This window comes from Arthrobacter sp. NPDC089319, assembly GCF_040684925.1.
Classification (GTDB): domain Bacteria; phylum Actinomycetota; class Actinomycetes; order Actinomycetales; family Micrococcaceae; genus Crystallibacter.
In genome coordinates, this window is sequence record NZ_JBFBGZ010000001.1 from 47684 (window position 1) to 60432 (window position 12749).

Here is a 12749-nt window from a genome sequence, read left to right on the forward strand (position 1 = left end):
GATATGGTGGAAGCATGAGCCACACCAGCGATACGGCACAATTCAGCACCAAGGGCGCCTACGTCCACAGCGGCGAGGATTTCGACCGGGACACCAGCTACATCGAGGACCGGATTGTGGCCGACCCCGATGCAGTCCGTGCCTCGGACGGACCGACCGGCGGCACTATCGGCAACCCGCACGGCGGGCTCGGCGACGGCGCCAAGGCCTGGCCGGTGGAGGCCGGCCGCTACCGTCTGGTTGCAGCCCGCGCCTGCCCCTGGGCCAACCGCGCCATCATCGTGCGCCGCCTGCTCGGGCTCGAAGACGCCATCTCGCTGGGCCTGCCTGGCCCCACCCACGACGCCCGATCCTGGACCTTCGATCTGGACGCTGACGGCCGCGACCCGGTGCTGGGCACCGAGCGACTGCAGGAGAACTACTTCAAGCGCTTCCCGGACTACCCCCGCGGCATCACCGTGCCGGCCATGGTCGAGGAGGCGAGCGGCGCCGTCGTCACCAATGACTACCCGCAGATGACCCTGGACTTCTCCACTGAGTGGAAGGATTTCCACCGCGACGGCGCCCCGGACCTGCTCCCGGCCGACAAGCTCGACGAGATGCAGCCGGTCATCAAGCGGATCTACACCGAGGTCAACAACGGCGTCTACCGCTGCGGTTTCGCCGGCTCACAGGAGGCCTACAACGCCGCTTACGACCGGCTCTGGGCCGCCATGGATTGGCTCGAGGAGCGCCTGGCCAACCAGCGCTACTTGATGGGCGACACCATCACCGAAGCCGACGTCCGCCTCTTCACCACGCTGGCCCGTTTCGACGCTGTTTACCACGGCCACTTCAAGTGCAACCGGAACAAGCTGAGCGAGATGCCCGCGCTGTGGGGCTACGCCCGCGACCTGTTCCAGACCCCGGGCTTCGGCGACACCACCGACTTCGTGCAGATTAAGCAGCACTATTACATCGTGCACGAGGACATCAACCCCACCCGGATCGTCCCGCAAGGCCCGGATCTCTCCGGCTGGCTGACCGAGCACGGCCGCGAAGCCCTCGGCGGCAGCCCGTTCGGAAACGGGTCTGCGCCGGGCCCTGTGCGGGAGTCCGAACGTGTCATCCCCGGCCACAATCCGCTCTACCCCGCCTGAGCGCAATGTCCGGCCCGGTGAATGGCGACGGCGGTGCCCGTTCCGTGAGTGACGACGGCGGTGCCCGCCCCTTGGGTGACGACGGCGGTGCCCGCCCCTTGGGTGACGACGGCGGTGCCCGCCCCTTGGGTGACGACGCCGCCCGCCCGCGGATTGCCGTCAGCTACGTGTGGGACGCGCCGTCCCATCCCGCCTGGTTTTCGAAGAGACTGGCGGATTTGGCCCAGCGGGCGGCTGACGGCCTGAGCGCCGCCGGAGCGGAACCCGTCGTCGTAGATTCTGCCTCCGGCCGCGTCTTCAGTGCGCTGGATTACGACGGCGTGGTGATCCTCGGTGGCGGCGACGTGGACCCGGCCCGCTACGGTGGCGACGCCGACGAACCCACCCTTCACTGCGTGGATACCGGAGCGGACGAAGCCGAGATCGACCTGGTCAACGGCGCCATCGAGAACGGTCGACCCGTGTTCGGAATCTGTCGCGGACTGCAGCTCATCAATGTCGGCTTCGCCGGCTCGCTGGTTGAAGACCTCGGTCCGAAGTCGCTCCACAAGATCCACCAGCCGCAGCCGCCCATGGCCAGCCATCCGGTGCAGATTGCGCCCGACAGCCTGCTGGCCACCGCCCTTGGCACCGAAGCCATCACCGTCCAGTCCGGCCACCATCAGGCGGTCCGTCGGCTCGGCGACCGGCTGCGCGTGGTCGCAACCGCGGCCGACGGCGTGGTCGAAGCCGTGGAACTCGCCCGCCCCGACGAAGGCTGGCTGCTCGCCGTGCAATGGCATCCCGAAGAGCCCGGCTCACCCGACGGGCAACTCCACGCGTTGCTCAGGCCTTTCGTCGAAGCCTGCCGACAGACACCAGTAGGCATCGCCGGACAAGGACAATCTGCCCAGGGCAGCGAATAAGGAAGCCCCATAAAGGCCACTGGTACTGGGCTGTTTCGTCCGGTGGCCACGCCGTCAGCCGTGGTTTCTCCTGAGCGCCATGTTCTTCTTGACCATGTGCACCCCGGTGTCCCACCCGCAGCTGCCCCAACGGTAGACGTGTGCCACTCGTATGTGCACCAACGGCAGCGCGTGCCATCCGCACGGGGCCACCCACTGGTAGGACTGTGAACACCCGGATCAACCCCCAGCACCCGCGCGGTGCCTAATTTTCTGGGCCCTCCGAGAATGTCAGACCCGGCTTATAGATTGTTTTCAGTAGCAGTTCAGTACCAAACGTTGGCCATCGGGTGGGGATTTCCGGTGGCGTCTGCGGGCTTTGTTCCGCGACCGTTCGTAGTCGATGCCGTGCCCGAGTGGGCATGCAGAAGATTGAGACGCTCATGTTTGATCCGGCAGCACCTGAACCACCTGCCGCCGCCCAAGTTGTGCCCGGCACGATGCCGCGCCCGGCGCGATGCCTTCGGCCGCCACGATTCGTCCGCCCGGCTCTGCCAGGCCGGTGGGATCATCGGCCGTGAACGGGTTTGCGATCCCGCTGCCGCCGGTGAAGCTGGATGCGTCCGCGGCCGAGTTGGTGGACCAGATCACCGCGCGGGAGAACGCCAAGGACGCGATCGCCGCGGACCAGGCCAGGCTGATGGTCGCTTTGGATCAGCGGATGCGGGCCGAGCGTGCCGCCGCTGGGGTTCGGGCCGAGCGGCGGGGCGAAGGGATCGCCAAACAGATTGGGTTGGCGAGGCGGGAGTCCCCGAACCAGGGCGCCGTCCTGTTGGGACGGGCGAAGGTTCTGGTGAACGAGATGCCGCACACGCTCAAAGCACTCGAGGCGGGCAAGCTGAATGAATGGCGGGCGGCAATCCTGGTCCGTGAAACCGACTGCCTGACCCCGGAGCATCGGGCCCGGGTGGATGAGGAACTGGCCGGGAACCCGGACCGCCTGCACGGGCTGGGCAACCGGCAGCTCGAGGCCGAAGCCCAACGCATCGCGTACCGGCTGGATGCGCCCGCGGTGGTGAAGCGGGCGGCGAAGGCCGAAGCAGACCGGCATGTTTCCTCCCGGCCGGAACCCGATGTGATGGTCTCGGTCCGGACGCTGCTGCCGGTAACTCAGGGGGTTGCGGTGATGGCTGCCCTGCATCAGGAAGCGGAGCGGCTGCGCAATGCCGGGGACCCCAGATCCCGGGGCCAGATGATGGCCGATACCGTGTTTGAACGCGTCACCGGCCGCACAACTGTCGACCCGGCCACCCTCGAAGTCCAGTTGGTGATGACGGACCGGGCGCTGCTGCAGGGCGAGAGTGAACCGGCCCGGCTGACCGGGTATGGCATCGTCCCGGCCCAGTACGCCCGGGACCTGATCCGTCTGCCGCAGGACCCACCGGAGGGGGCCGATGCCGATGCCGGTGGGAACCAAGCAGGCCAAAGCCCGTCAGGCGACAAACCGCCCGGCCCACCGGGCAGCGGCTTCGGGCACAAGGCCCCGCCGGCGGGGACCGAGCCGGGCTGGAAGACCGCCCGCGAGCAGGCCAGGCAGGTCAGGCTGCGGGACCTGAAAGTCGGCGGCGTGGAGGATGTGTGGATCCGGCGGCTGTACACAGCCCCGGGAACCGGGCAGCTGTTGGGCATGGACTCGAAGGCCCGGAAGTTCCCGGACGGGATCCGGCGGATGGTCATGGCCCGGGATGCGTTCTGCTCCGGCCTCTGGTGTGATGCACCGATCCGGCACATCGACCACATCGTCGCCTGGTCCGGGGGCGGACCCACCTCCCTGGCCAACGGGCAAGGGCTGTGTGAGCGCTGCAACCAGTCGAAAGAAGCCCACGGCTGGTCCGCGAAACCCGTCGACGGGCCCCGGCACAGCGTCGAGATGACCACTCCGACCGGCCACACCTACACCTCCACCGCACCGCCCCTGCCCGGCACCATCGTGAGCAGTCCGACGACGCTGCCCATTCCCGGCACTACGCCGAGCGGACCGACGGCAGCGGCAGTGGCTACGCCGCGTGGGGCGCAAGCCGTCAGGAGGGCGCGGTTCTTGGTGGAGGGTGCCCTCCGGCAAGCGGGCGCTGACGGTGGCCGCCTTGGCCGCAGTGCTGAGAGTGGCTGGGCGGTTGTCCGTATCCCGCGGGAAGAACTGATTCGCCCGGCAGCGTAACGGGAAAGAGCGCCGTAGGGACAACTAGAGCGGCGTGGGGACAACCAGAGCGGCTGGTTCCCATGCCGCTTCTGCGGAACCTATGCCAAGTGCTTGTCGGCGTAGACCTTCATGGCATCCCGTACGAAGCCGGCACCTTGCTCACCGCCGTAGTTGGCGCCGAACCGTGGGTCTGCCACGTACATTTCGCCCAAGCCGGTGAAATATCCGAAGGACACTTCCTGGCCGCCGTTGGCGCTGGCGAGCCAGTCGAACTGACGCTGTGCCAAGGCCTGAGCTTCATCGCTATTGGCAGCCAATCCGGTTTGGCCGGCGGCAATCCAATCTGCCATCAACTCCTTTGAGCGTTCCTTCCAGGACGTCCGCTCGGCGTCGGACATGCCGCGCCACCACTGGTCGCCTTTGGCGTAAGCGTCCTTTCCCCAGCGCTCTTCGACTTCCTCCTTGAATTGGGTGTGGTCGAATCCGTCGAACATTTCATTGGCCATGAGCTGTTCGCCCCTTTCCGTCTTGTCGATAGTGGTCTTGACGGAGGCGATCTGCTTTTCAAGCCGGTCGCGCTCCTGCAGGAGAAGTTCCAAATGCCCTCGTAGGGCGGCCGTGGTGTCCCGTGTGCCTTCCAGCACCTTGTTGATCTCAGGCAGCCCCAGTCCAAGCTGGCGCAGCAGGAGGATCCGCTGTAGCCGAACCAAGGCCTCGTCGTCGTAATAGCGGTAGCCATTGTGGCCGGTGCGGCTCGGCTCGAGCAGTCCGATGTCCTGGTAGTGCCGCAAGGTCCTGCTGGTAGTCCCGGCAGCCTTGGCGACTTCGTGAATCGAGTACGTTGTGACCAGCGGTTTCATGCCCATAGCAACCACTATGCAGCTTGACGACACGTCAAGGTCAAGGCACGTGGTGGTGGATTCAAGGGCGCACCGTGCGGTGAGCAGAAGCAGAAGCAGAAGCAGAAGCAGGCGGAGACAGGATCAGCCAGACGGGATAGCATCGGCACGTGCACGCAGACCGGCCGGCAGATTCTCCCCGCGGCAGCCGCGGCAGGGTGCGCCTGCCTGGCGGGAACGCTCCCGCCCCCACCCAACCCGAAGGCATCCAATTGCCGGTCCCGCTGGCACTGCTGCTGGCGCTGATCGCGGGCTCGGGGCTGGCCCTTCAAAGCCGGCTCAACAGCCAGCTGGGAATCGAGCTGCAGGACAGTGTAGGAGCAGCCTTGGTCAGCTTCGGCACGGGCCTCGCGGCGGTGGTGCTTTTTGCGTTCGTGCGGCCGAAGCTGCGGGCAAAATTGCGTGCCGTCCCCGGACTGCTGCGACGGCGGGTGTACCCGCGCTGGTACCTGCTGGCCGGCGTCGTCGGCGCTCTCTACGTGTTCGCACAGGCGGCAACGGTCGGGCCGATCGGCTTGTCCCTGTTCACCATAGCGATCGTGACCGGGCAGATGGCGTCCGGCCTGCTGATGGACCGGCTGGGCATCGGAGCCGGTCGGAAGATTGCGGTCAGCGGGGCCAGGATCACTGGTGCGGTGCTTGCCTTCCTGGCAGCGGTCCTTGCTGCCAGCGCCCATTTCGGGTCCTCGAAGGCGGTAGGCCCGCTGGTGTTGTTCATGCTGATCCCGCTGCTGTCAGGGCTGTTGCAGAGCGTGCAGCAGGGCGTCCTGGGCCAGATCGGTACGGCGCATGGCAGCCCGGTGATCTCCACGCTGCTGAACTTCGGAGTGGGCACGGTGGCCCTGCTGGCAGTCTGGGTAGTGCAGGCGGCGATCATCGGGCAGGCCGACCTGCTCACCGGGCAGTGGTGGCTGTATCTGGGCGGTCCGCTGGGCACCATGATCCTGGCAGCGGCCACCATCTGCGTGGCGAGCACCGGTGTGCTGCTGATGACGCTGACCGTGATCGGCGGACAGCTGGTGGGAGCGCTGGCCGTGGATATTTTCTGGCCGTCGGCGGGCAGCGTTGTTGGCCCGGAAACACTGCTGGGCATCGGGCTGACCGGCGCCGGACTGCTGATTGCTGCGCGAGCGGGCCAACCGCGGCGGGTCGGCCGGCCGCGCTCGGCCGGCTGAGCCGGAAACCGCCCCGCCGCCTCCTCAGCGGAAGGCGGGGAGGCCGGTGATTTTCTGGCCGAGGATCAGGGTGTGGACCTCGTCGGTGCCTTCGTAGGTGCGGACTGATTCGAGGTTGTTGGCGTGGCGCAGCGGTGAGTAGCCCAGGGTGATGCCGTTGCCGCCGAGGATGGTGCGGGCTTCACGGGTGATTTCGATGGCTTCGCGGCAGTTGTTGAGTTTGCCCACCGAGATCTGGTGCGGCTGGAGCTGGCCGGCGTCTTTGAGCCGGCCCAGGTGCAGGGCGAGCAGGAAGTCCTTGTTGATTTCCAGTGCCATGTTGACCAGTTTTTCCTGGGTGAGCTGGTAGCCGGCCAGCGGTTTGTCGAACTGCAGGCGTTCCTTGGAGTAGTCCAGGGCGGCTTGCCAGGCGTCGCGGGCGGCGCCCATCGCGCCCCAGATGATGCCGTAGCGGGCCTCGTTCAGGCACTCGAACGGCCCGCGCAGGCCCTTGGCGTTCGGCAGCAGCGCGTCGGCGGGCAGGCGGACGTCGGCGAGTTCAATGTCGCACTGGATGGAGGCGCGCATGGAGAGCTTGGGTTCGATCGGGGTGGCGGTGAAGCCGGCGGTGTCGGTGGGGACGATGAAGCCGCGCACGCCGTCGTCGGTTTGGGCCCAGATGATCGCGACCTTGGCCACCGAGGCCAGGCCGATCCAGCGTTTGGAGCCGTTGAGCACCCAGTCGGCGTCGGGGCCGGAGCCGTCGCGGCGGGCGAAGGTTTTCATGGTGGCGGGGTCGGAGCCGGCGGTGGGTTCGGTCAGGCCGAAGCAGCCGATGGCTTCGCCGGCGGCCATCTGCGGCAGCCACTGTTGTTTTTGTGTTTCGGAGCCGTGTTTGTGGATGGCGCTCATGGCCAGCGAGCCTTGGACGGAGACGAAGGTGCGCAGGCCAGAGTCGCCGGCTTCGAGTTCGGCGGCGGCCAGACCGTATTCGACGGCGGAACGGCCGGCGCAGCCGTAGCCGTCCAGGTGCATGCCGAGCAGGCCGAGTTTGGCCATCTCGGGCACGATCTCCAGCGGGAACACGGCGTTCTCGTACCAGCCGGCGATGTTCGGCCTGATCGCGCTGTCCACAAAGGAACGCACGTCGTTGCGCAGTGTGAGCTCGGCATCACTCAGCAGCGAGTCTAGATTGATCAGATCGGCTTCGGCGGACAAGTGGAGCCCCTTCGCTCGGAACAAGGTTTCCGGCTCGATGGCAGCCGGTTGCTCCCACGATAACCTCTGGCAGGAATCCGGCGCGGTTGCGGCGCTACCATGGGCCAATGGACGACGGCGGTGCCTCCTTCGGCCAGATGCGCCCGGTTGGCGGAACGGATCCGGAAGGCCGGGCGGCGCTAACCATCCTGCAGATGCTGCAGGACGTGGAACCGTGGCTGGGGCGGGGCGAGGCCGCCGTGGAGCCGGGGTCCCCGCTGGCACAGCTGGACGAACAATTCACCGCGGCCCAGAGCGTGAGCAGCCTGCTCCGCCAGTCCTTGGCAGCCGCCACCGACAATGTGCTGGCCCTGCGCCGGCTGTTGTTCGAGGAACATGGCGGGCACGGGCCGGCGGAATACCGGTTGCAGACGCACGCGCCGTACTCGTTGGTGCGGACGGTCATCGAATGCACGTCCACAGTGTTGTGGGCGCTTCTGCCGTCCGAGGGCCCCGAGCGGGCCCGGCGCAGTCTGGTGCTCATTGCCCGGGATGTGTTCAACGCGGCGTCGTTCTGGGATGCCTATCTGGCGGACTTCCGGCCGGAACGGCATGCCCGGGCGATGGAATACTTCAACGGGCTGCGCCGCACGGTCAACGAGGTGGCGGAGTCGCTGGAGTTGCCGCCGATTTTCGCCAGAAAGGCCGACAATTCCTGGGGCTATGCCACCAAAAACCGTACCCAGACCTCCATCCTGAAGGACCTGCGGACCGAGGACCTGCCCCCGTCGTTAATGTATGTCTGGCAGTTCTGCAGCGGTCACTCGCACGGACTGGAATGGGCGGCGGTCGGGGGAGCGCGTTATCCGGATCCGTTCAGCGAATCCGGCACCTCGCCATTCCGTGCGGGGAGCATGGAGCAACTGCGGCAGATGTGCGACGTGTCGCTGGGCCTGGTGCCGCGGGCCTGGGACGTCTTCGACACCCAGCGCCGCGTGTGGCCGGTGCTGTAGGAAGGTGTGAATCAGCGGTAGGCGCGGTGCAGGTTCTCCTTGCTGGAGACGCCGGTTGGGCGCTCCGAGATCCACGGGCCGGTGCCCTCCGAAGGATCCAGGACGCCGGCTTCGAACCAGATGTAGTCGCCGGCCAGCACGCGAGAGGCCAGTTTGCCGTCGCTGGCGTCCGAATTGCGCCACAGTTCGCCGAAGAGCTGGTGGATCCGCTCCCTGGACTGGAGGCAAAAGGCATCAGCCAGCTGGTACGCTGCCTTGCCTTGTGCCTGGTCCTGGCCGCGCAGCATCTCGGCATGGCTGCAGCTGGCGGCCATGGCGAAGAGCTCGGCGCCGATATCCACGATCCGGCCCAGGAACGCCTGCCGCTTCTCCAGCCCCGCCTGCCATCGGCCCATGCCGAGGAAGGTCTGCCGGGCCAGCCGGCGGGAAGAGCGCTCGATGTAGCGCAGGTGCTTGGCCAGCAGGCCGAAGTCTTTATAAGCCGTGGGGTTCATGCCTTGGCCGGCGAGCAGTTGAGGCAGCCATTTGGCGTAGAAACCGCTGGCGCCCATGGCCGCTTTTGCCTTGGCTTGGAGATCGGCGTCGGCCGAGGCCAAGTCTCCGGCGGCGGACAAGTGCGCATCCACTGCCTCGCGGGCAATCAGCAGATGCATGATTTCGGTGGAGCCTTCGAAAATCCGGTTGATCCGCAGGTCGCGCAGCAGTTGCTCGGCCGGCACGGCGCGTTCACCGCGGGCAGCCAGCGAATCGGCGGTCTCAAAACCGCGGCCGCCGCGGATCTGGACCAATTCGTCGGCAATTTTGTAAGCGAATTCGCTGGACCAGAGCTTGGCCAGCGCTGCCTCAATCCGGACGTCCTTCATGCCGGCGTCGGCAAGTCCGGCAGACAGTTCGAAGACGGCGTTGAGAGCGAACGAGCCGGCGGCGATGAAGGCGATCTTCTTGCTGACTGCCTCATGCTTGCCGACGGGCTTGCCCCATTGCACGCGGGCGTTGGACCATTCCCGGGCGATCTTCAGCGACCATTTGCCGCCGGCCGCGCACAGTGCGGGGATGGAGAGGCGGCCGGTATTCAGCGTGGTCAAAGCGATTTTCAGGCCCTGGCCTTCGCGGCCCAGCCGGTTGGCCGCGGGGACACGGACGTTGTCGAACCGGGTGACGCCGTTCTCGATGCCCTTGAGGCCCATGAAGGCGTTGCGGTTTTCCACCGTGATGCCGGGGGAGTCGGCTTCCACCACGAACGCCGAGATGCCGCCGTGCTGGCCGTCATGCTCCGGGACCTTGGCCATCACCACCACCAGTTCCGCAATCACGCCGTTGGTGGTCCAAAGTTTGCTGCCGTTGAGCAGGTAAGCCTCGCCGTCCTCGGTGGGAGTGGCGGTGGTGCCGAGCCGCGCCGGGTCGGAGCCGACGTCGGGTTCGGTCAGCAGGAAGGCGGTCACGGCGCCGGCCGCGCAGCGGGGCAGGTACTCGCGCTTTTGCTCCTCGGTGCCGAACACCTTGACCGGCTCGGGAACGCCGATGGACTGGTGGGCCGAGAGCAGCGCCCCGAGCGAAGGATGGACGGATCCGAGCAGCATCAGGGCGCGGCCGTAATAAAGGAGTGACAGCCCCAGGCCGCCATATTCGACCGGGATCTTCATGCCGAAGGTGCCCAGTTTGGCCAAACCGGCGATGTATTCGTCCGGGATCTTCGCGTCGCGTTCTATCCGGCCGCCGTCCATGCTGCGGGCGTACTCCTCCAGCGTCGCCAGGAACGACTCGCCGGCCTCACGCTCGGACGGGGTCGGCAGCGGATACGGGTGGATCAGGTCGAGATCGAACCGGCCCATGTAGAGCCCCTTGGCGAAGCTCGGCCGGGTCCATTCCGTTTCACGCGACGCTTCGGCGAGTTCGCGGGCGTCCCGTTCGCTGGTCTCCGCCGGGCCGGCCGTGCCTGCCTCTGCCGGCAACGGTCCGGCGGCGGCGTCCTGGGCAGCACTGGCTTTTTTCTGATCGGTCTCGGCGCTCATGGCAGTCCCCTTCGACGCGGGCCTGCCGGGCTTCAGGCCCTGTGCTGTCCCCTCATGTTACTTCCCGGTAGCTCTTTTGCCGAGGGTCTTTTTCGGCTTGGGGGAATATCCCGGATTACCTGAAGCTTCAACTAATGGAACACTGCACGCGACCCCGGGAGCACTCATGGACTTCGGCATCTTCACCTTCGGCGAACTGACACACGGCCCGGACGGTGGGGCGTTGTCGCCCCGGCAGCGGCTGGAGGAGCTGGTCCAGCTGGCGAAGATTGCCGATCAGGCGGGCATCTCCTTCCTGGGTCTCGGTGAACACCACCGCAAGGACTTCGCCATCTCGGCCCCCGAAGTGGTGCTGGCCGCCATCGCCCGCGAGACCACCTCGCTGCGCCTGGCCACCGCCGTCACGGTGCTGTCCACCCAGGACCCGGTGCGGCTGTTCGAACAGTTCGCCACGCTGGACCTGCTCTCCGGTGGCCGGGCGGAAATCATCGCCGGCCGCGGGGCCTTCACCGAGTCCTATCCGCTGTTCGGCTACGACACTGCCGATTACGACGGCCTGTTCGAAGAGAAGCTGCAATTGCTGCTGGCCGCCCGCGAGCAGGAGAGCCTGAGCTGGAACGGAACGCACCACCACAGCATCCGCGGCATGGATGTGGCGCCGCGGCCGCTGCAGGAGAAGCTGCCGGTCTGGGTAGGCGTGGGCGGCACGCCCTCCTCCTTCGAGCGGGCCGGCCGACTGGGCCTGCCGCTGTACTTGGCGCTGCTCTCCGGGCCCCAGCACTTCACCCGGCACATTGAGTACTACCGCGAATCCGCCGCCGCGCACGGGCACGACCCGGCCACGCTGCCGGTGGGCACGGGCGGCCACTTCTTCGTGGCACCCACCTCCCAACAGGCGCGCGACACGTTCTACCCGTACTACCGCTCCTACTTCGAGCAGAACATGCCGCGGCCGGCCGGGCATTTCCCGCGCGAGACCTTCGAGGCGTGGGCCGGCCCGGGCGGTGGACTCTTGGCCGGCAGCCCGCAGGAAGTGATTGACAAGATCATGGAGCAGTACCAGTTGTTCGGCCACGACCGCTACATGGCGCAGGTGGGCCTGGGCGGACTCCCGTTCGCGGACACCGCCCGTTCCATCGAACTGCTCGCCACCGAAGTCATGCCGGTGGTCCAGCGCGAAACCCATCCGGCCAAACGCCCCTAGCTGTTCTCTGCGGCCTCAACATGCCGCAGGATCGCCTCGGCGCAGGCGCCCGGCCGCTCCCAATGCACCATGTGCCCGGCATCCGGCACTGAGGTGTGCCGCCAAGTCGGGTGCCCGGCCAGGAAATCCGCGACGGCGGCGACCGGCCGGGTGGGATCCCGCGTGCCGGTTACCACCAGAGTGGGGGCCGAGACCAGCTGCGCCACCTCCGGTGCCGCGCCGGTCACTCCGGCCCGCAGGCTGCGGCGGACGACGGCGGGGTCCCGCCTCAAGGCGGCCAGGAACGTTTCGCGGTCGTCGCCTTGCGGCTCGGTGCCGCCCCGAAACCACCCGCCCAGCAGTTCCTCGCCGGCTGCCAGGTCTGCTGCCGGGTCGGACGATCCGCCGCCGAACAGCCGGGTCAGCTTATCGACGGTTGCTGCCGACGGTGCCACCGGAACCATCCCCATCAAGGTGAGCGACGCCGTCGTGCGCGGGAAGCGTGCCGCGATGGTGGCAGCAATGCTGCCGCCCAGCGAGTGCCCCACCCAGTGCGCGGGTCCGCCGCCGAACTGTTCGGCCAGGGCGGTGGCGGCGTTCTCCACCGTCCAGTCGAAGTCCGCGCGAGGGTCGCTGCCGTAGCCGGGCAGGTCAGCGGCCACCACCGTGCGGCCGCCGGCGGAGAGCCGGTCCGCCAGCGGTCTCCAGTAAGCGGCGGAGCAGGCCCAGCCGTGGAGCAGGACGATGGGGTGTGGCATGACTTGATTATGCACGGGCCGGCGCGCGGCCGAGGTGGAACAGGCAGGCGCCGCCGAGACGGCCTACGGGCCGGCAAATAGGGCACCAAAGCGTTTCTTAATCTGCGGAAGCATAGGCTAGCCTTACCTGAGTTGCTTAGTTTCGGCTCAAAGGGGGGTGCGCATGCCAGCTGATCTGGCGGCAGCAGCGGCTTCCCAGCAGCAGCGACCCGGTGGCTCCACCGGCCTCGCGCCAGGCGCCCGTGCACCCAGCACCCGCACCCCCGCCAGCAGGATCAGAAGCGGGCGGCAGGCTTCGTCTCCCGGTGCC

10 protein-coding genes are annotated in these 12749 nt (G+C 67.3%); 6 read left to right on the forward strand and 4 right to left on the reverse strand.

Annotation, left to right across the window (positions count from 1 at the left end):
- The first annotated feature begins 14 nt into the window (after positions 1 to 14).
- The 3 genes from AB0N75_RS00225 to AB0N75_RS00235 all read left to right on the forward strand — a co-directional run bounded on the left by AB0N75_RS00225 (position 15) and on the right by AB0N75_RS00235 (position 4241).
- Positions 15 to 1139 carry a glutathione S-transferase C-terminal domain-containing protein gene (locus AB0N75_RS00225; protein WP_364643447.1) on the forward strand — a complete coding sequence of 375 codons (1125 nt, stop codon included), beginning with the start codon at positions 15 to 17 and terminating at the stop codon, positions 1137 to 1139.
- Between the two features lie 5 nt (positions 1140 to 1144).
- Entirely contained in the window at positions 1145 to 2044 is a 900-nt protein-coding gene (locus AB0N75_RS00230) for a gamma-glutamyl-gamma-aminobutyrate hydrolase family protein (protein WP_364643450.1), read from the forward strand.
- 556 nt (positions 2045 to 2600) lie between these two features.
- Positions 2601 to 4241, forward strand: a complete 1641-nt coding sequence (locus AB0N75_RS00235) for a DUF222 domain-containing protein (RefSeq protein ID WP_364643453.1) — start codon at positions 2601 to 2603, stop codon at positions 4239 to 4241.
- An 80-nt stretch (positions 4242 to 4321) separates the two neighbouring features.
- Here the strand turns inward: AB0N75_RS00235 and AB0N75_RS00240 are convergent, their stop codons facing one another.
- Positions 4322 to 5089 carry a MerR family transcriptional regulator gene (locus AB0N75_RS00240; RefSeq protein ID WP_364643455.1) on the reverse strand — a complete coding sequence of 256 codons (768 nt, stop codon included), beginning with the start codon at positions 5087 to 5089 and terminating at the stop codon, positions 4322 to 4324.
- Between the two features lie 143 nt (positions 5090 to 5232).
- Between AB0N75_RS00240 and AB0N75_RS00245 the strand changes: the two genes are divergently transcribed.
- On the forward strand, positions 5233 to 6297 hold the full coding sequence (locus tag AB0N75_RS00245) for a DMT family transporter (protein WP_364643458.1): 1065 nt from the start codon (positions 5233 to 5235) through the stop codon (positions 6295 to 6297).
- A 24-nt stretch (positions 6298 to 6321) separates the two neighbouring features.
- Here the strand turns inward: AB0N75_RS00245 and AB0N75_RS00250 are convergent, their stop codons facing one another.
- On the reverse strand, positions 6322 to 7494 hold the full coding sequence (locus AB0N75_RS00250; protein ID WP_364643461.1) for an acyl-CoA dehydrogenase family protein: 1173 nt from the start codon (positions 7492 to 7494) through the stop codon (positions 6322 to 6324).
- Between the two features lie 107 nt (positions 7495 to 7601).
- On the opposite strand from AB0N75_RS00250, the gene AB0N75_RS00255 reads away from it, so the two are divergent.
- Positions 7602 to 8486 carry a hypothetical protein gene (locus AB0N75_RS00255; protein ID WP_364643464.1) on the forward strand — a complete coding sequence of 295 codons (885 nt, stop codon included), beginning with the start codon at positions 7602 to 7604 and terminating at the stop codon, positions 8484 to 8486.
- 11 nt (positions 8487 to 8497) lie between these two features.
- On the opposite strand, the gene AB0N75_RS00260 is transcribed toward AB0N75_RS00255, so the two are convergent.
- Positions 8498 to 10498 (reverse strand): acyl-CoA dehydrogenase family protein, encoded by a 2001-nt coding sequence (locus AB0N75_RS00260; RefSeq protein WP_364643467.1) that lies wholly within the window; start codon positions 10496 to 10498, stop codon positions 8498 to 8500.
- Between the two features lie 166 nt (positions 10499 to 10664).
- Here AB0N75_RS00260 and AB0N75_RS00265 point away from each other — a divergent pair, with 166 nt between their 5' ends.
- Complete coding sequence (locus AB0N75_RS00265; protein ID WP_364643470.1) at positions 10665 to 11702, forward strand: LLM class flavin-dependent oxidoreductase; 1038 nt, start codon at positions 10665 to 10667, stop codon at positions 11700 to 11702.
- Here the strand turns inward: AB0N75_RS00265 and AB0N75_RS00270 are convergent.
- Entirely contained in the window at positions 11699 to 12439 is a 741-nt protein-coding gene (locus AB0N75_RS00270) for an alpha/beta hydrolase (RefSeq protein WP_364643473.1), read from the reverse strand. The two genes, AB0N75_RS00265 and AB0N75_RS00270, sit on opposite strands and share 4 nt — an antisense overlap.
- Between the last annotated feature and the right edge of the window lie 310 nt (positions 12440 to 12749).